Source organism: Natronohydrobacter thiooxidans (assembly GCF_001884735.1).
In the GTDB taxonomy this organism is placed as follows: domain Bacteria; phylum Pseudomonadota; class Alphaproteobacteria; order Rhodobacterales; family Rhodobacteraceae; genus Roseinatronobacter; species Roseinatronobacter thiooxidans_A.
The window spans coordinates 599207-616439 of record NZ_MJAP01000034.1 but is presented as its reverse complement, the minus strand read 5'-3'; the positions used below and the strand labels follow the sequence as shown (position 1 = coordinate 616439).

The window sequence follows — 17233 nt, the reverse complement described above, 5'->3', positions numbered from 1 at the left end:
GCCATGAGCTGCGCGATCCTTCTGCCCTCTGCAGGAGCATCGCGCCGCATGCGCGGCGGTGACAAGCTGCTTGAAACGGTCGGGGGCGAGGCTGTCTTGCGGGTGATAGCGCAGCGTGCGCTGGTGGCCAGCCCGCATGTTGCCGTTACCCTGCGCCCCGGCGATCGCGCACGGGCAGAGGCGGTGGCAGGGCTGCCCCTGACCTGCCTGACCGTCACCGACGCGGCCGAGGGCATGGCCGCCTCGTTGCGCACAGGCGCGCGATGGGCGACAGGGCTGACTGTCACGGCCCTGATGATCGCCCTGCCCGATATGCCCGATATCACCGCCCAGGACATGCGCGCGCTGATCACCGATCAGGCCCGCCACCCCGACCAGCCCCTGCGCGCCTGTGATCCGCACCTGACCCCCGGCCATCCGACCATTCTGCCCCGTGCACTGTTTCCTGAAATAATGCGGCTGTCGGGCGATACCGGGGCGCGCAATTTGCTGCGGGCGCATCCACCGCGCTGGCATCCACTACCGGGATCGCGCGCGCTTGATGATCTGGATACGCCCGAAGATTGGGCAAACTGGCGCGCAAGACTGCGGTGATCATGTGTTGCAACTGGTCTGACACGGCAGAATGACTTGGCTGCGATATCGTGCAGACAGGGGCTTTCCGCGGACGTAGCCCCGCGAGTTGCGAGCATGGATGCTCTGCTTGTGGCAAGGCATCTTTGGGTGGCACGGGGCAGAGCAGACTGTCACCGATCAGCGCAATACTGCAGGTCTTGTCGCCAGCGCCGGGCAGCAAGATTGCAGCAACCAGAAAACCCTGTTACTGACCTGTGTTTCACAGGACGAATTATGACTCATCTACAGCAGGACCAGACCCGCCCGCATGCTGAAACAACGCCATTCAGCATCGAGATGCCGCATGCGCTGCGGCTGATTGATACGCATTTCGGCATCGACCGCATCCTGCGAGATACCGGCAGAGATATCCTCAAACCCTATTACGCGCAGTCGAAACACGGATATCTGCGGCTGAATTCGCATCGCGGATGTATGCATATCTCCCTCAACCCCGACGGTCATTTCGACCCTGACGGCCATTTCACCCAGATACGCGAAGTCAGCGACCAGATCCGCCAGATCGGCGCACGCAATATCCTCGAACTGGGCAGCGGGATGGGTTTCAATGCGCTGAGCTTGGCGGATATGCATCAGGACGTCCGAATTACCGGCCTCGATCTGCTGCCGCAGCATGTCAAAACCGCCCGCAAAGCTGCCCGCGCGCGCAGCAATGTCAGCTTCACTCAGGCAAGCTATGAAGATGTGCCCGAGTCGCTTTATGGAGTCGATCTCGTTTTTGCGATCGAGACATTGTGCTACGCGAGCGATCCCGACAGGGCCGCAAGACATATTGCTGCAGCACTTGTCCCCGGTGGGCGCTTCGTCATGTATGACGGTTTCCGGCGTCCGGATTTCGATGCCGCCCCCGAGGATGTGATCACCGCCTCGCGCCTGTTCGAAGTGAGCATGGCCGTCACCAGCGGGTTCTGGCGCTGCGCCGACTGGGAAGCTGCGCTTGAACGCGCGGGCCTGCGGGTGCTGCGCAGTCAAGACCTGACCCGCGACAGCATCGCCTGCATGCGCAAATATCAGGCGCGGGCAGTCAAACTCCTGACCACGCCGAAATACGCTGCCCTGCGCTATCTGATGCCGAAATATCTGCTTGGCAACGCGATAGCCGGTCTGACCGGTCCCTTTGCCATAGAGGGGACGACGCCAAACACGGGCAGGTCAGAGGCCAGCATCACCTACAATCTCATCCTTGCCGAGAAACCCGCCTGATTGGCGAAAGATAGGGTTTCCCGCACCGCCCGACACGCCTATATGCCGCCCATGAGCACAAACCCGCCCGATCTCCGCCCCGACCTTGCGCCCCGCGCGCGCCTGTCCGACACCCCCCGCGCGGGCCAGCCGACCATCGGCATGGTCAGCCTTGGCTGCCCCAAGGCACTGGTGGATAGCGAACGCATCCTGACCCGCCTGCGCGCCGAAGGCTACGGCATCAGCGCCGATTACGCAGGCGCCGATGCGGTGATCGTCAACACCTGCGGCTTTCTCGACAGCGCCAAGGCCGAAAGCCTTGAGGCGATTGGCGAGGCGCTGGCCGAGAATGGGCGTGTGATCGTCACCGGCTGTCTGGGGGCAGAGCCCGACTATATCACCGGCGCGCACCCCAAAGTGCTGGCCGTCACGGGCCCGCATCAATACGAGCAGGTGCTGGATGCGGTGCATGGGGCCGTGCCGCCAAGCCCGGACCCGTTCATCGACCTGATGCCCGCGCAATCGGTCAGCCTGACGCCGCGCCATTACAGCTATCTCAAGATCTCCGAGGGCTGTAACCACAAATGCAAATTCTGCATCATCCCCGATATGCGCGGGCGGCTGGTCTCGCGCCCCGCCCATGCGGTGCTGCGCGAGGCCGAAAAGCTGGTCGGTGCCGGGGTGAAGGAATTGCTGGTCATCTCTCAGGACACATCGGCTTACGGCGTCGATATCAAACATGCCGAGGCCAGGGGCCACCGCGCCCATATCACCGATCTCACGCGCGATCTGGGGAGCTTGGGCGCATGGGTGCGGCTGCATTACATCTACCCCTACCCCCATGTGCGCGATCTGATCCCGCTGATGGCGGACGGGCTGGTGCTGCCCTATCTCGACATCCCCTTCCAGCATTCCCACCCCGATGTCCTGCGCCGCATGGCCCGTCCGGCAGCGGGTGAAAAAACGCTGGAGCGGATCGCGGAATGGCGCGCGATCTGCCCCGATATCACCCTGCGCTCGACCTTCATCGTGGGCTTCCCCGGCGAGACAGAGGCCGAATTCCAGCACCTTCTGGACTGGATGAATGAAGCGCAACTCGACCGTGTGGGCTGTTTTCAATATGAAAACGTCGCAGGCGCGCGCTCGAACGCCCTGCCCGACCATGTGCCCGATGAGGTGAAGGCCGAGCGCTGGGCGCGCTTCATGGAAAAGGCGCAAGCGATTTCCGAGGCCAAACTCGCCGCGAAAGTGGGGCAAACCCTGCAGGTCATCGTGGATGAGATCGACACTGATGGCATCGCCACCTGCCGCACCAAAGCCGATGCGCCCGAGATTGACGGAAATCTCTTCATCGACGAGGGGACCGAGGGGCTGGCACCGGGCGATATCGTCAATGTCACGGTCGATGAGGCGGGCGAATATGATCTCTGGGGGCAGATCGTCGTCGCGTGACGTCTTTTCACCGACCCGCCGCCATGCTAAGGGCTGCGCGGCTTGGGCAAGTCCTGCCCTGACAGTATTTCTGGAGAATATCACATGGCCGTCGAGCGCACGCTGTCTATCATCAAACCCGATGCAACCAACCGCAACCTGACCGGCAAGATCAATGCCAAATTCGAGGAAGCGGGCCTGCGCATCGTCGCGCAAAAGCGCATCCACCTGAGCAAGGCACAAGCGGGCAAGTTCTACGAGGTTCATGCCGAGCGCCCCTTCTATGACGAATTGTGCGAATTCATGGCCTCCGCGCCGGTTGTCGTGCAGGTTCTCGAAGGTGAAGGCGCAATCGCCAAGAACCGCGAAGTGATGGGCGCGACCAACCCCGCCGATGCGGCCCCCGGCACGATCCGCGCCGAATTCGCGCAATCGGTCGGCGAAAACTCGGTCCATGGATCGGACGCACCGGAAACGGCTGCACAGGAAATCGCATATTTCTTCTCCGGGCTGGAACTGGTCGGCTGACCTGCGCACCCTCTGGAGGGAATGAGGAGAAAGCCCCGGACCGCGCGTCCGGGGCTTTTTCATGTCCGGCGCTCTCCGCGAAAGCCTTGCGCTATTTCAACGGCTTGCACCGCGCCTCGTGCATCCCTATCCGGGCACAGAGATGCTGATGAGCCATTTACCCCGCGTCAGTTTCCTGCAAGATTAGCCTTATGTTCCAGACCGTTGAACTGCCCTATTGGGCACTTGTCCTGATCCTTGGTTTTGCGACAGTCACCTTCGCGTCGCATTTCCTGTTCCCCTCGGTGCGCTGGTTCTTCCGGCGGCGGATGGAACGGGCGGTCGAGCGGCTGAACACAAGGCTGCAACGCCCCATCGAGCCCTTCAAGATCATGCGCAGGCAGGATCAGGTCACGCGCCTGATCTACGACCCGCAGGTGATGGAAGCGGTGCGCGAATATGCCAGCGCCGAAAGCGTGCCGCCGAATGTCGCCTTCGAGAAAGCCCGCTCCTATGCGCGCGAGATCGTGCCGGGGTTTTCGACCGCGACCTATTTCGGTTTTGCGATCAAACTGGCGCAGAGAGTCAGCCAGGGGCTCTACAAGGTGCGAATCGGCGGCGCGGACACGCCTGCGCTGGCACAGATCGACAGCCGCGCGGCAGTGGTCTTCGTGATGAATCACCGCTCGAATATGGATTATGTACTGATCACCTGGCTCGCCTCCAGCCATTCGGCCCTCAGCTACGCGGTGGGCGAATGGGCGCGGGTCTGGCCGCTCAAGGCGCTGATCCGGGCGATGGGAGCCTATTTCATCCGGCGGCGCTATTCGAACCCGCTCTATCGCGCGATTCTGGCGCGTTATGTGCAGATGTCGATCCAGCAAGGCACCACACAGGCAATTTTCCCCGAAGGCGGGCTCAGCCTCAATGGCATGGTCGGCCCGGCCAAGCGCGGGTTGCTGCATTATATCGTGCGCGGCTACAATATTTCGGACAGTGCCGATGTGGTCTTTGTCCCGGTCGCGCTGAATTACGACCGGATTCTTGAAGACCGCATCCTGATCGAGGCCGGGATGAAGGGAATCCGCCGTTTTCCCGTCCGTGTCCGGGTGGTGATCGGCAATGGCCTGCGCATCCTGTGGCAGAAATTCCGCCGCCGTTTCATCCCTTTCGGTTACGCGGCGGTCTGCTACGGCGCGCCGCTCTCGCTGCGCGACTTTCTGACGCAACAACCCGATGCCAGCACCGAAACTTTAGCCGAAACCCTGATGGAGCGCATCCGCGCCGCAGTACCGGTCCTGCCGGTGCCATTCGTTGCTGCCGCGCTGGTACGCTCCGGCGGGACCGCCAGCACTGCGGAACTGGAGACCGCCTGCGCCGCGCTCAAAGCCGATCTCATCGCGCGGCACGCTTGGCTGCATCTGGAGAATGGACAGGATAACAATGTTTTAACCGACGGCCTTGCCGCGCTGGAACAGCGCGGGCTGATCCAGCGCAGGCCCCAGAAGATCAACATATCCCCCGGTCAGGAAGACCTTCTGGGCTTTTACGCCGCCTCTGTGCTGCAGCGCTGTGATGCGCCGCCGGGGATCGCGCCTGCCGAAACCACACGCCTTGACGACCCTGAAAGCTGAATGCGCCCCAAGACATAAAATTACAAATCGTGTCAGATTAGGGTTGCATTATTGCGCGACCAATTCTATCCATGCTGCAAGCGCCGCATGAATTTCTGCGGCGCAGCAGTGGCTCTGGATAATGGAGGCAGATATGGCTCTGGACACGCAAGACGGCATCGCAACCTATGATGCGCCCGAAAAGGATCTCTACGAGATCGGCGAAATGCCCCCTCTGGGCTATGTGCCGAAGAAAATGTATGCATGGGCCATCCGCCGCGAGCGGCATGGCGAACCCGACAAGAGTTTTCAGGTCGAGGTCGTGGACACATGGGCCATCGACAGCCACGAAGTGCTCGTCCTCGTGATGGCCGCAGGCGTCAACTATAACGGCGTCTGGGCCGGGCTTGGCGTGCCGATCAGCCCTTTTGACGGCCATAAGCAGCCCTATCATATCGCAGGCTCGGATGCCTCGGGCATCGTCTGGGCCGTAGGATCTGCGGTGAAGCGCTGGAAAGTCGGCGATGAGGTCGTGATCCATTGCAATCAGGATGATGGCGATGACGAGCATTGCAATGGCGGCGACCCGATGTATTCGCCCACGCAGCGCATCTGGGGCTACGAGACGCATGACGGCTCTTTCGCGCAATTCACCCGCGTTCAGGCGCAGCAGCTCATGCCGCGCCCGAAGCATCTGACATGGGAAGAAGCCGCTTGCTACACGCTGACGCTGGCCACCGCCTACCGGATGCTCTTCGGCCATGAACCCCATGACCTGAAGCCCGGCCAGAATGTGCTGGTCTGGGGCGCCTCCGGCGGGCTTGGTTCTTACGCGATCCAGCTTGCCAATACGGCAGGCGCCAATGCCATTGGCGTCATCTCGGATGAAAGCAAGCGGCAATTCGTGCTGGATCAGGGCGCCAAAGGCGTGATCAACCGCAAGGATTTCAACTGCTGGGGCCAATTGCCCAAGGTCAATACGCCCGAATACAATGACTGGCTGAAAGAAGCCCGCAAATTCGGCAAGGCGATCTGGGACATCACCGGCAAGGGCGTGAATGTCGATATGGTGTTTGAACATCCGGGCGAGGCGACCTTCCCCGTCTCGACGCTGGTCGTCAAGAAAGGTGGCATGGTCGTGATCTGCGCCGGCACCTCGGGCTTCAACTGCACCTTTGATGTGCGTTATATGTGGATGCATCAGAAGCGCCTGCAAGGCAGCCATTTCGCGCATCTCAAACAGGCTTCTGCCGCCAATCAGTTGATGATCGAGCGCCGTCTGGATCCCTGCATGTCCGAGGTCTTCCCCTGGGACCAGATCCCCGATGCGCATGTGAAAATGCTGCGCAACGAGCACAAGCCCGGCAATATGGCGGTGCTGGTGCAGGCCCCGCGCACCGGTCTGCGCACTTTCGAGGACGCCCTCGCCGCAGCACCGAAGCGCTGAGCGCTGCTGAAAACACGGTCACGCCGCGCAGCTTTCCGCCTGCGCGGCGTTTTTTTTGCGGCGCGTAAACCATTTGCACAGCCTCCCTGCTCTATCCTGTCGCAAATCCCGCAAGGGTTGAGCGGGGGGAAGGAGCCTGCGCCTGTGTCACATGACTGGTTGATCGAAACACTGAACGAAGCGCTCCGCTATGCCCGTGAACAGGATCTGCTCGCACTCAGCGCGCATCTCGAACAGGCTATTCAACTTGCGCATCTGGAAATCGCGCAGACCAGCCCATCGGGACACACCCCCCGGCCCGGTGCGGGCAAGGGCTGAAAATTCCCGCCCCAACCGGTGAAATGCCCCTGCCGCTTGGCTCTGGCTTGCGCTAGGGTGCCGCCATGACCGAGACCCCTGTTGCATTTTCCGAAGATCAGGCCGAAGCCTGGGACCAGATCGCCACGGCCCTCTCCGCCGCCGGGGTGGATCTGCTTGAGGGCAGCTGCCAGCCCGCCCCCGAGGATCAGCGCAGGACGCTTGCGGTGATGGGCAAGGCCGGGTCGGGCAAGACGTTGCTGCTGGCCGAACTGACGCGCAACCTGCTTGAGGCCGGGGTGGAACTGGTTTCGGGCGATTATGAAGGGCGCAGGCGGCGCGAGACGCGCACGCTCGCGGTACTCGCGCCCACGAACAAGGCGGCCTCGGTGCTGCGCGGGCGCGGGGTGGCGGCGACGACGATTCACCGCATCCTCTATACCCCCGTCTATGACCCGGAATATGAGCGCATCGCCGAATGGCTGACCGGCAATCTGCCCCGGCCCTCGATCGAGGGGCTGTCCGAAACAGCGCTGGACCGCGCGCATGCCTTCTATGCGCAGGTCAAATCGATCCCCGGCGCGCTGGCCGCCGCAGGTTTGCGCGGCTCGGATTTCATCACCGGCTGGAAACGGCGCGATGATCCGCTTGATATCGGCTTTGTCGATGAAAGCTCGATGCTGGACGCGCGCCAGCTTGAGGATCTGCAAGAGCTTTTCTCGACCCTGATCCTGTTTGGCGATCCCGCCCAGCTTGCGCCGGTGAACCAGTCCGGCGGCATGGTCTTCGACAGCCTGCCCGCGCCCGCGCAACTGCGCCTCAGCCGCATCCATCGTCAGGCCGAGGATAATCCGATCCTTGATCTGGCGCATGCGCTGGCCGATCCGGCGCTGGATTTCGAAAGTTTCGAGTCCCTCGTGGCAGATGCCGCGCGGCGCGACCCGCGCGTGCACCTGGCCGAGCGCGTGGACAGCGACCTGATGGCGCGCTCGCCAGTGCTTGTCTGGCGCAACGCCACCCGCCTGCGCCTGATCAACGCCTTTCGCAACGCGCATCAGGCCCCGGAAACCGAACTCTCGCCCGGCGAGCCGCTGATCTGCGACGGGCTGGAACTGCCGCTGAAACATCGCAAGAAACGCATCGACCTCGAAGCCCGCGGGCTGATCAAAGGCGCGCAGGTGGTCTATCTGGGGCCGGGGCGCAAGCCGGGCTTCTCGCGGCTGCATATTTTCGGCGCCGAGGAGCCGCAGATCTCGGTGGCCTCGATCATCAAGATCGAACGCGAGGCCGAGGAAGAACCTTTCATCCCCTATGCCGCCACCATGGGCGCGGCCTTCGTGCATGGCGCGGCCGTCACCATCCACAAGGCGCAGGGCTCGCAATGGCCCGATGTGCAGGTTTTCGCCCCCGATCTCTATGCGGCGGCGCGTGCAGGGCGCCATGAGGGCGGGATCGCGCTCTGGAAACGGCTGGCCTATGTCGCCATCACCCGCGCCGAACACCGGCTGCATTGGGTGATCCGCAACCGGCTTGCCCGCCCGCGCCTGCCCCTGACCACGCAGGATCTGGATACTGGGCCCGCGCCCCTCAGCCTTGCGCAGGAAACATCCTGATTTCCTCTTCCTGTTTCCGCCCTGTCCCAATATCCTTGGTGGAATGGGCCGCAGGAGCAAGCCCCGTGCCGCCGTCAGATCAGGAGTGCGCCATGCGCTGTGTTTTCGTCCAGTTCCGTTGCCAGCCCGGCAAGACCTACGAGGTCGCCGATGCGATCTATGACCGCGAAGTCGTGTCGGAGCTTTACTCCACCTCGGGCGATTACGATCTGATCGCCAAGCTCTACATTCCCGAAAGCGAGGATGTCGGCCATTTCCTGACCGAGAAACTGTTCGATATTCCCGGCATCAACCGCACGCTGACGACCATGACCTTCCGCGCCTTCTGAGCCGCGTCAGTTCCGCATCAGCCGGAACAGGGCCGAGGCCCCCCAGCCGAAGAACACGGCCAGAAACAGCGCCAGCGACCCGTAGAGAAAGGGTTGCTCATAGGCGAGATTGGTCAGCCAGTGTTCCAGAAACGCCTTGCGCACATCGATGAAGGTCTCGACCTCATCGATCACCTCGCCATCGCGCAACAACAGGATCCGTGCCGCATAGCGCCCCTCGACAATCGTCTTGGGCAGGGTCAGCCTTGTGCTGAACAGCGTCTCGCGCTCCAGATCGATCCCGCCATCATGCTGCTGATACAGCCCCTGCCCCTCGCGCACCCGGATCAGCGCCTCGGTGAAACTCGCGCGCTCCATCGGATCGGCCGCCCCCCGCGCCTCGAAAATCGCGAGCCGGGTCGAAATGCGATGCGTCAGATCGGCATCCTGCGACAGGATTTCACGCAAGGGCCCGGTCGTGGCCACAGCGTAGAAACTGGGGGCGGCGCGGATATCCTGCCGGTCGGTATTGACCCAGATCCCCAGCCGCCGCGCCTTGCGCCAGACCACTGTCGTCTGCGGTGGCCCCTCAATGGTGATGATCACATTCAGATCCGAGTCGTCCGGCAGCGGCTCCTCGCGCCGCACCGCGCCATAGATCAGGATTTCCGAGCCTTCGAAATTCACCGTCAGCGCGACACTGCGCTGGCTCAGCCCCGCGATTACCTCTTCCGCGCGCAGGGGCAATGCGAGCAGACCAAGCCAGAGGATCAGCAGCACCCGCATCAGAACCGCCCCAGCACGGTGACAGAATAGAGCTCCGCCGGCGGCCACAGCAGATCAAAGGCGATCTTGCCGCAAACCGCCAGCACCAGCAGCGCCAGCGCGATGCGCAATTGTTCCGCCTTCAGCTTCAGCCCGACCCGCGTGCCGATCTGCGCCCCCACCACACCGCCGAGGATCAGGAAAATCGCCAGCATCACATCGACGCTGTGATTCGTGACCGCATGCATCATCGTGGTGAAAGCTGCGACAAAGGTGATCTGAAACAGCGACGTGCCGATCACGACCTTGGTGGGCATGCCCAGCAGATAGATCATCGCGGGCACCATGATGAAACCGCCGCCCACGCCCATGATCGCGGCCAGCACCCCCACGCCCATGCCCACCAAAAGCGGCGGAAAGACCGAGATATACAGCCCCGAGGTGCGGAACTTCATCTTGAAGGGCAGATTATGCAGCCAGTAATGCTTGTGCAGCTTGCGTTTCGGGGCCGAGGGATTCTTTGACCGGATCAGCGCGCGCAGGCTTTCCTGCAACATCAGCCCGCCGATAATGCCCAGAAAGAGCACATAGGAAAGCTGCACGATCAGATCGATCTGGCCCAGACGGCTCATCAGGTTGAAAAACCAGATCCCGATCAGCGAGCCGATCAGACCGCCGATCAGAAGCACCGTGCCCATCTGCAGATCGACCGTCTTGCGCTTGAGATGCGCCAGCACGCCCGAAATCGACGAGGCCACGACCTGATTGACCCCGGTGGCCACCGCCACGGTCGGCGGCACTCCGATGAAGAACAGAAGCGGCGTGATCAGAAAGCCGCCGCCGACGCCAAACATGCCCGAGAGCATGCCGACCCCGCCGCCAACGCCCAGCAGAGTGAAGGCATTGACCGATGTCTCGGCGATGGGCAGATAGACCTGCATGACCTGCTCGCGGCCACTCAGGGCCAGTTAGTGTTCCTTGACATAGGCTTGCCCGCCCGCACGCGGTGGAATGGCTTTGCCGACGAACCCCGCCAGAATGACAACGGTCAGGATATAGGGCAAGGCCTGCATCGCCTGAACAGGCAAAGTGAGACCAAGAATCTCAATATTCTGAAACCTGTTTGCCACAGCTTCGAGCAGGCCAAAGAGCAGAACCGCCCAAAGCGCAGGCCAGGGTCGCCATTTCGCGAAGATCATCGCCGCCAGCGCGATGAATCCGCGCCCGGCGGTCATGTCCTTGACGAATCCTGCGGACAGCCCGGTCGAGAGATACGCCCCCGCCAATCCGCACAGAACCCCGCAGATCGCCACTGCGCCGTAGCGCAAGGCTGTGACCGACACGCCCGAAGTGTCCACCGCTGCCGGATTCTCGCCCACCGCGCGCAGGCGCAGCCCGAAGCGGGTGCGGAACAGCATATACCAGGTCAGCGGCACGCAGAGAAACGCCACATAGACCAGCAGCGCATGGCCCGAGAGGATCCCCGAGTAAAGCGGCCCGATCAGTGGCACATCGCGCAGCGCATCGGCAAAGGGCAGCGTCAGGCGCGGCATGCGCGCGTCCCCCGACAAGGACGGCGTGCGCCCGCCCTGCCGGAACCAGTTCTGCGCCACAACGACCGTGATCCCGGCGGCAAGGAAGTTGATCGCCACCCCGGAAATCAGCTGATTGCCCCGGAAGGTGATCGCGGCCAGCCCATGCACCAGCGACAGCATCACCGAGGCCGTAACCGCCCCCGCCACCCCGATCCAGACATTCCCCGAGACAAAGGAAATCGCAGCGGCCATGAAGGCCGCGACCAGCATCTTGCCTTCCAGCCCGATATCGAACACGCCCGCGCGCTCGGATATCAGCCCGGCCAGACAGGCGAACAGCAGCGGTGTGGCCAGACGCAGGGTCGAATCCAGAATCTGGACGATGACTACAATATCCATCACCGCGCCCTCCGCACTGCAAAGAGCCGCGTCAGCGGCATCCGCACCATATTGTCCAGCGCCCCGGTGAACAGGATCACCAGCGCCTGAATGACCACGATCAACTCACGCGGGATCCCGGTCCAGAGCGCAAGTTCCGCGCCGCCCTGGTAGAGAAAGCCGAACAGGATCGCGGCCAGAAACACGCCGAACGGATGGTTGCGCCCCATCAGCGCGACCGCGATGCCGATGAAACCCGCGCCCTCGACCGCGTTCAGCACCAGCCTTTGCTGCTCGCCCATCACCGCGTTGACCGCCATCATCCCTGCCAGCCCGCCCGAGATCAGCATGGTATAGATCGTGATCTTCACCGGGCTGATACCGGCATATTCCGCCGCAGGCTCGGATTCGCCAAAGGCGCGGATCTGATAGCCCAGCCGCGTGCGCCAGAGCATGAACCAGATCGCGAAACACATCGCAATCGCCAGAAAGAGCGCGATATTCACCGGCGGCACGGTCGAGAAGGGAATGCCCAGCGGACGCAGCATCTCATGCAGTTTCGGCAAGACAGTCACCGAAGGAAACCGCGCCGAGGCCGGGTCCATAGAGCCTTGCGGGCGCAGCACATTGACCAGAAAATAGCCCAGCACCGAGGCGGCGATGAAATTGAACATGATCGTGGTGATCACGATATGGCTGCCACGTTTGGCCTGCAGATAGGCCGGGATGAACGCCCATGCGGCGCCAAAGATCGCGGCGCCGAGCGTTGCGCCCAGCAGCGCCAGCGACCAATGCGGCCAGGGGATATAAAGGCAGACCAGCGCCACGCCCAGACCCGCCAGCGCCGCCTGCCCCTCGCCCCCGATATTGAACAGCCGCGCCTGAAAGGCCACGGAAACCGCCAATCCGGTGAAGATGAAATTCGTAGCGTAATAGAGCGTATAGCCCCAGCCATAGCTGGAGCCGAAAGCCCCATCGACCATCAGTTTCACCGCCGCCCAGGGGTTTTCGCCAATGGCCCAGATCAGAATGCCGGAAATGACGAAAGCCAGCGCAACCGAGGCCAGCGGCACCAATGTCACATCGGCCCAATGGGGCAGTTTGCCCGGTTTGCTCATGCCATGCCCGCCATCATCAGCCCCAGTTCCTGCGCATTCGTCGCCTCGGGCATGCGCTCGCCCATGATGCGCCCGTCAAACATGACCAGAATCCGGTCCGACAGCGCCATGATCTCGTCCAGCTCGACCGAGACCAGCAGGATCGCAGCGCCCGCATCGCGCAGCCGGATCAGGCGCTGGTGGATGAATTCGATCGCGCCGATATCCACCCCGCGCGTGGGCTGGCCGATCAGCAGCAGATCCGGCGTATGCTCGATTTCACGCGCCAGCACGATCTTTTGCTGGTTACCGCCGGAAAAACCGCTCGCCTTCAGCCAGCAATCGGGCGGGCGCACATCGAAGCTCTCGATCTTCGCGCGCGCATCCTCGCGGATCGCGTCATTATTCATCTTCCAGCCGGTCGGGTTATAGGCCGGGTCATTGTGATAGCCGAGCGCCACATTCTCCCAGGCATGGAAATTCAGCACCAGCCCGCGCCGGTGGCGGTCTTCGGGCACATGGGCAATACGCCGCGCGCGCCGCGATTGCCCGTCGCAGCCCGTGCCCGCAAGTGGCAGGGGCTCGCCGCGCAGCCAGACGCGCCCTTCGGCGGGGCGCAGCCCGGCCAGCGCTTCCAGCAATTCCGACTGCCCGTTTCCGGCCACCCCGGCAATGCCCAGAATCTCGCCCGCGCGGATGTTGAAATCCAGCCCCCGCAGACGCTCCACGCCCTGACTGTCGACCAGTCGCAGCGCTTCGACGCGCAGCACTTCATCTGTGGGCCTGGCAGGTGTTTTTTCCACCCGCAACAAGACCTTGCGGCCCACCATTAATTCAGCAAGCTCCGTCGGGCTGGTCTCTGACGTGGTGCGCGTGGCCACCATCTCGCCGCGCCGCATCACACTAACTTCGTCGGTTACATCCATGATTTCACGCAATTTATGCGTGATCAGGATGATCGTCTTGCCCTGCTCCTTCAGCCCGCGCAGGATACGGAACAGATGGTCCGCCTCGGATGGCGTCAACACGCCGGTCGGCTCGTCCAGAATCAGAATATCGGCTTCGCGATACAGCGCTTTCAGGATCTCGACCCGCTGCTGATGGCCCACCGACAGATTCTCGATCAGCGCATCCGGGTCCACATGCAATTCGAACTCGCGCGCCAGATCCTTCAAGAGCCCGCGCGCGCGGGCAAGCGAGGGGCGCAAGAGCCGCGACCCTTCCGCACCAAGGATCACATTCTCCAGCACGGTAAAATTCTCAACCAGCTTGAAATGCTGGAACACCATGCCGATGCCCGCGCGGATCGCATCCGGGCTGGAGGTGATGTCGGTCTTCTGCCCGTTGATGAAAATCTCACCCGAATCCGCGCGGTAGAAGCCGTAGAGGATCGACATCAGCGTGGATTTGCCCGCGCCATTCTCGCCGACAATGCCGTGAATCGTGCCGCGCCGGACGCGGATCGAAATGTCCTTATTGGCCTGAACCGGCCCGAATGCCTTGGAAATCCCGCGCAACTCGATGGCCAGCGGGACAGATGCGGCAGACCCCTGCCGCATCGCATGTGTCGTACTGTCGGTCATATCCGATCAGAAGGCCGGGCAGGTGCTGTCCGTGCGGTAGTCATGCACCGTAACTTCGCCAGCGATGATCGCAGCCTTGGCGGCCTCGACGGCTTCCTGCATCTGGTCGGAAATCAGATCGGCATTATGCTCGTCCAGCGCATAACCCACACCGCCTGCAGCCAGATCCATCACCACGATTCCGGTTTCCAGACCAGCCCCGTCATTGAACGCATCATAGACCGCCTGATCGACCAGTTTCAGCATCGAGGTCAGCACCGAGCCCGGATGCAGATAATTCTGGTTGCTGTCCACGCCGATGGATTTCAGACCGGCATCGGCTGCGGCCTGCAACACGCCCAGACCCGTACCGCCAGCGGCGGCAAACACGATGTCAGACCCCTGGCTGAACTGCGCCTGCGCAATCTCGCCCCCGCGCACCGGGTCATTCCAGGCCGCAGGCGTGGAACCCGTATAGTTGACGATCACATTGATATCGGGATTCACCGCTTTCGCGCCCTGTGCATAGCCACAGGCAAAATTAGCGATCAGGGGGATCTCCATCCCGCCCACGAAGCTGATCGTGCCGGTCTCGGACGCCATCGCAGCCAGCATCCCCACCAGATAGCTGCCCTCATGTTCCGAGAACACCACCGAGCGCACATTCGGCAGATCCACCACCATGTCGATCAGCACGAAAGAAGTGTCGGGAAAATCAGGTGCGACTTCTTCCAGCGTGGGCGCATTGGCAAAGCCCAGCACCACAACCGGATCGGCGCCCGCTTCGGCCAGACGGCGGGCGAATTGCACGCGCTGCGCTTCCGCGGTCACCTCGATATCGCGGTAATTGCCGCCCGATTCCGCCTTCCAGCGCTCTGCCCCGTTATGGGCCGCCTCATTGAAGGATTTGTCGAACTTGCCGCCAAGGTCATACATCAGCGCCGGATCGGCCTGCGCCATGCTGGCCATCAGCGCAAGGGTCGAGGCCGCGCCAAGCATCGTCTTGAAAGAAGTCATGCGGGTTTACTCCTGTTGGGCCTATGGCACGAATCTGGTGCCAGAGGCGGGTTTCGGCACTGTTCCACAGCGCGCGATTGCCCCGATTAACCCTGCATTTGATCAAGTGGTCAACAGCAAATTCGCGTGTATTGTCCGGGTTCTGAGACAAGCTCATTCCGCCGCGTCCAGCACTGCCCGAAAAACCAGCGCATCCATGGGCGGCCGCCCCGGCGCATGGTAATAGCCGCGCCGCAGCCCCGCCCGTACAAAACCCGCGCCTGTGTAGAGCGCAATCGCAGGCAGATTACTCTCCGCCACCTCCAGATAGCAGATCCGCGCACCGGCGGCATATGCAAGGGCCAGCCCCTCTTGCAGAACCGCGCGGGCAAGCCCCTTGCGGCGCGCCTCGGGCTGGGTGGCAAGGGTCAGCAATTCCGCCTCGTCCAGCACGATTCGAAACAGCGCGAATGCCTGAATGACGGACCCATCCCCGCGCATAATCAGGCGGCATTGCGGATCGGTCAGAAAGCCTGCGAAATCCGCCTCGGACCAGGGCGGCGGCATGGCAAAGCAGCGCCGGTGCAGCTCTGCCAGTTGCGCCGGGCTCATGGCAGCAACGCGGGCGGCTGCTCCGGAGAGGGGGCCGCATCCGCCGCGCGGATATAGAGCGGCGCCGGGCGCGGCAGCGGGTCTGAACCCAGCTTCTGCGCCCCGGCGCGGGCGATGGCTTCGGCCAGCGGATAGCGCGGCGGCAGGATCGAAACCTCGCCCGTCATGGCAATGGCCTGCACGCCGCTGCCGGTGACGGGGGTTCCGGGGGCCAGCGCGATCCCGGCAAGCGGGCGCAGACAGGGCGCCTCCGGCCCGGCACCAAACCCTTGTAGATAGACCTCCCCGCGCCGGGCATCCTCAACCACGACCAGCGGGCGCGGCAGCCCGCAGGCGCGCGCCTCGAAAACCGACACGCCAACCGCCGGGATGCCGAGCGCCAGCGCCAGCCCGCGCGCGGTCGCCACCGAAATGCGGATGCCGGTGAAATTGCCCGGCCCGACGCCCACGGCCAGCGCGTCCAGATCGCCCCATGCCACGCCGCTCGCGCGCAAGACCTGCTCCAGCATCGGCACCAATGCCTCCGCCTGTCCCCGCGCCATCTCGTCATGCGCGCAGGCCAGCACCGTATCGCCCGACAGAAGAGCGGCCGCGCAATGCGCGGCCGATGTGTCAAAGCCAAGGATCAGGCGATCAGACGGCAACCGGCCGCACCTCGGTCACTTCGGGGATATAATGGCGCAGCAGATTCTCGATCCCCATTTTCAGCGTCATGGTCGAGGAAGGACAGCCCGCGCAGGCGCCTTTCATATGCAGATAGACCACGCCACGCTCGAACCCGTGGAAGGTGATATCGCCGCCATCCTGCGCCACAGCCGGGCGCACGCGACTGTCCAGCAGTTCCTTGATCTGGCTCACGATCTCGGCATCCGGTCCGTCATGGGTGGCATGTCCCGCCTCGGCCTCACCCTCGATGGCGCGCGCGCCGGACTGGAAATGCTCCATGATCGCGCCAAGGATCTCGGGCTTCAGATGCTGCCATTCCGCATCATCGCTTTTGGTGACAGTGATGAAATCGCTGCCCAGAAACACGCCGGTCACACCCGCGACCTGAAACAGCCTACGCGCCAGCGGCGACGCGGCTGCCGCATCCGCATTCGGGAAATCCGCCGTGCCAAGCCCCAGCACATCCTGACCGGGCAGGAATTTCAGCGTGGCCGGGTTGGGGGTCGATTCCGTCTGGATGAACATGGGCCTATCTCCTGTGTTGCTTGGGATATGCGCTCTGCCCCCTGTCCTGTCAAGCCGCCCCCC

At 62.9% G+C, this 17233-nt stretch carries 18 protein-coding genes; 9 read left to right on the top strand and 9 right to left on the bottom strand.

The window, feature by feature from the left end:
• The first annotated feature begins 3 nt into the window (after window positions 1-3).
• The 9 genes from BG457_RS17650 (at window position 4) to BG457_RS17610 (ending at window position 9055) form a co-directional block, all read left to right on the top strand.
• The gene (locus tag BG457_RS17650; RefSeq protein WP_071798996.1) at window positions 4-594 is read left to right on the top strand and encodes a nucleotidyltransferase family protein; all 591 of its coding nucleotides are present in this window, start codon (window positions 4-6) and stop codon (window positions 592-594) included.
• 255 nt (window positions 595-849) lie between these two features.
• Window positions 850-1839 (top strand): class I SAM-dependent methyltransferase, encoded by a 990-nt coding sequence (locus BG457_RS17645; protein ID WP_071798994.1) that lies wholly within the window; start codon window positions 850-852, stop codon window positions 1837-1839.
• A 51-nt stretch (window positions 1840-1890) separates the two neighbouring features.
• Window positions 1891-3270 (top strand): 30S ribosomal protein S12 methylthiotransferase RimO, encoded by a 1380-nt coding sequence (rimO, locus tag BG457_RS17640; protein ID WP_071798993.1) that lies wholly within the window; start codon window positions 1891-1893, stop codon window positions 3268-3270.
• Window positions 3271-3354: 84 nt separating this feature from the next.
• The gene (gene ndk / locus BG457_RS17635; protein WP_071798991.1) at window positions 3355-3777 is read left to right on the top strand and encodes a nucleoside-diphosphate kinase; all 423 of its coding nucleotides are present in this window, start codon (window positions 3355-3357) and stop codon (window positions 3775-3777) included.
• Between the two features lie 191 nt (window positions 3778-3968).
• The gene (locus BG457_RS17630; RefSeq protein ID WP_071798989.1) at window positions 3969-5390 is read left to right on the top strand and encodes a 1-acyl-sn-glycerol-3-phosphate acyltransferase; all 1422 of its coding nucleotides are present in this window, start codon (window positions 3969-3971) and stop codon (window positions 5388-5390) included.
• A gap of 133 nt (window positions 5391-5523) precedes the next feature.
• Window positions 5524-6816, top strand: coding sequence for a crotonyl-CoA carboxylase/reductase (ccrA, locus tag BG457_RS17625; protein ID WP_071799294.1), 1293 nt, complete (start codon window positions 5524-5526; stop codon window positions 6814-6816).
• Between the two features lie 144 nt (window positions 6817-6960).
• The gene (locus BG457_RS20360) at window positions 6961-7134 is read left to right on the top strand and encodes a hypothetical protein (RefSeq protein WP_175546824.1); all 174 of its coding nucleotides are present in this window, start codon (window positions 6961-6963) and stop codon (window positions 7132-7134) included.
• A 65-nt stretch (window positions 7135-7199) separates the two neighbouring features.
• Window positions 7200-8726 carry an ATP-dependent DNA helicase gene (locus BG457_RS17615; RefSeq protein ID WP_071798984.1) on the top strand — a complete coding sequence of 509 codons (1527 nt, stop codon included), beginning with the start codon at window positions 7200-7202 and terminating at the stop codon, window positions 8724-8726.
• 92 nt (window positions 8727-8818) lie between these two features.
• The gene (locus BG457_RS17610; protein WP_071799293.1) at window positions 8819-9055 is read left to right on the top strand and encodes an Lrp/AsnC family transcriptional regulator; all 237 of its coding nucleotides are present in this window, start codon (window positions 8819-8821) and stop codon (window positions 9053-9055) included.
• Between the two features lie 6 nt (window positions 9056-9061).
• Here the strand turns inward: BG457_RS17610 and BG457_RS17605 are convergent, their stop codons facing one another.
• The 9 genes from BG457_RS17605 to BG457_RS17565 all read right to left on the bottom strand — a co-directional run bounded on the left by BG457_RS17605 (window position 9062) and on the right by BG457_RS17565 (window position 17170).
• Window positions 9062-9820, bottom strand: a complete 759-nt coding sequence (locus BG457_RS17605; protein WP_071798983.1) for a TIGR02186 family protein — start codon at window positions 9818-9820, stop codon at window positions 9062-9064.
• Window positions 9820-10740 carry a sulfite exporter TauE/SafE family protein gene (locus BG457_RS17600; protein WP_071798981.1) on the bottom strand — a complete coding sequence of 307 codons (921 nt, stop codon included), beginning with the start codon at window positions 10738-10740 and terminating at the stop codon, window positions 9820-9822. The genes BG457_RS17605 and BG457_RS17600 overlap by 1 nt, the downstream gene beginning before the upstream one ends.
• A gap of 27 nt (window positions 10741-10767) precedes the next feature.
• Window positions 10768-11733 (bottom strand): ABC transporter permease, encoded by a 966-nt coding sequence (locus BG457_RS17595; protein ID WP_071798979.1) that lies wholly within the window; start codon window positions 11731-11733, stop codon window positions 10768-10770.
• A complete protein-coding gene (locus tag BG457_RS17590; RefSeq protein ID WP_071798977.1) occupies window positions 11733-12830 on the bottom strand; it encodes an ABC transporter permease in 1098 nt (365 codons plus the stop codon). Before BG457_RS17590 ends, BG457_RS17595 begins: the two co-directional genes overlap by 1 nt.
• Window positions 12827-14392 (bottom strand): ABC transporter ATP-binding protein, encoded by a 1566-nt coding sequence (locus BG457_RS17585; protein WP_245771034.1) that lies wholly within the window; start codon window positions 14390-14392, stop codon window positions 12827-12829. The genes BG457_RS17590 and BG457_RS17585 overlap by 4 nt, the downstream gene beginning before the upstream one ends.
• A gap of 6 nt (window positions 14393-14398) precedes the next feature.
• On the bottom strand, window positions 14399-15388 hold the full coding sequence (locus BG457_RS17580) for a BMP family lipoprotein (protein WP_071798975.1): 990 nt from the start codon (window positions 15386-15388) through the stop codon (window positions 14399-14401).
• 153 nt (window positions 15389-15541) lie between these two features.
• Window positions 15542-15979 carry a GNAT family N-acetyltransferase gene (locus BG457_RS17575; protein ID WP_071798973.1) on the bottom strand — a complete coding sequence of 146 codons (438 nt, stop codon included), beginning with the start codon at window positions 15977-15979 and terminating at the stop codon, window positions 15542-15544.
• Window positions 15976-16623 carry a tRNA (adenosine(37)-N6)-threonylcarbamoyltransferase complex dimerization subunit type 1 TsaB gene (gene tsaB / locus BG457_RS17570; protein WP_071798971.1) on the bottom strand — a complete coding sequence of 216 codons (648 nt, stop codon included), beginning with the start codon at window positions 16621-16623 and terminating at the stop codon, window positions 15976-15978. Before tsaB ends, BG457_RS17575 begins: the two co-directional genes overlap by 4 nt.
• The gene (locus BG457_RS17565; protein WP_071798969.1) at window positions 16613-17170 is read right to left on the bottom strand and encodes a NifU family protein; all 558 of its coding nucleotides are present in this window, start codon (window positions 17168-17170) and stop codon (window positions 16613-16615) included. Before BG457_RS17565 ends, tsaB begins: the two co-directional genes overlap by 11 nt.
• Window positions 17171-17233 lie beyond the last annotated feature (63 nt).

Excerpts from the sequence above, each read along its gene's own strand:
- BG457_RS17650 (WP_071798996.1), top strand. The coding sequence starts at position 4 with ATGAGCTGCGCGATCCTTCTGCCCTCTGCAGGAGCATCGCGCCGCATG.
- BG457_RS17645 (WP_071798994.1), top strand. The coding sequence starts at position 850 with ATGACTCATCTACAGCAGGACCAGACCCGCCCGCATGCTGAAACAACG.
- rimO (WP_071798993.1), top strand. The coding sequence starts at position 1,891 with ATGAGCACAAACCCGCCCGATCTCCGCCCCGACCTTGCGCCCCGCGCG.
- ndk (WP_071798991.1), top strand. The coding sequence starts at position 3,355 with ATGGCCGTCGAGCGCACGCTGTCTATCATCAAACCCGATGCAACCAAC.
- BG457_RS17630 (WP_071798989.1), top strand. The coding sequence starts at position 3,969 with ATGTTCCAGACCGTTGAACTGCCCTATTGGGCACTTGTCCTGATCCTT.
- ccrA (WP_071799294.1), top strand. The coding sequence starts at position 5,524 with ATGGCTCTGGACACGCAAGACGGCATCGCAACCTATGATGCGCCCGAA.
- BG457_RS17615 (WP_071798984.1), top strand. The coding sequence starts at position 7,200 with ATGACCGAGACCCCTGTTGCATTTTCCGAAGATCAGGCCGAAGCCTGG.
- BG457_RS17610 (WP_071799293.1), top strand. The coding sequence starts at position 8,819 with ATGCGCTGTGTTTTCGTCCAGTTCCGTTGCCAGCCCGGCAAGACCTAC.
- BG457_RS17605 (WP_071798983.1), bottom strand. The coding sequence starts at position 9,820 with ATGCGGGTGCTGCTGATCCTCTGGCTTGGTCTGCTCGCATTGCCCCTG.
- BG457_RS17600 (WP_071798981.1), bottom strand. The coding sequence starts at position 10,740 with ATGCAGGTCTATCTGCCCATCGCCGAGACATCGGTCAATGCCTTCACT.
- BG457_RS17595 (WP_071798979.1), bottom strand. The coding sequence starts at position 11,733 with ATGGATATTGTAGTCATCGTCCAGATTCTGGATTCGACCCTGCGTCTG.
- BG457_RS17590 (WP_071798977.1), bottom strand. The coding sequence starts at position 12,830 with ATGAGCAAACCGGGCAAACTGCCCCATTGGGCCGATGTGACATTGGTG.
- BG457_RS17585 (WP_245771034.1), bottom strand. The coding sequence starts at position 14,392 with ATGACCGACAGTACGACACATGCGATGCGGCAGGGGTCTGCCGCATCT.
- BG457_RS17580 (WP_071798975.1), bottom strand. The coding sequence starts at position 15,388 with ATGACTTCTTTCAAGACGATGCTTGGCGCGGCCTCGACCCTTGCGCTG.
- BG457_RS17575 (WP_071798973.1), bottom strand. The coding sequence starts at position 15,979 with ATGAGCCCGGCGCAACTGGCAGAGCTGCACCGGCGCTGCTTTGCCATG.
- BG457_RS17565 (WP_071798969.1), bottom strand. The coding sequence starts at position 17,170 with ATGTTCATCCAGACGGAATCGACCCCCAACCCGGCCACGCTGAAATTC.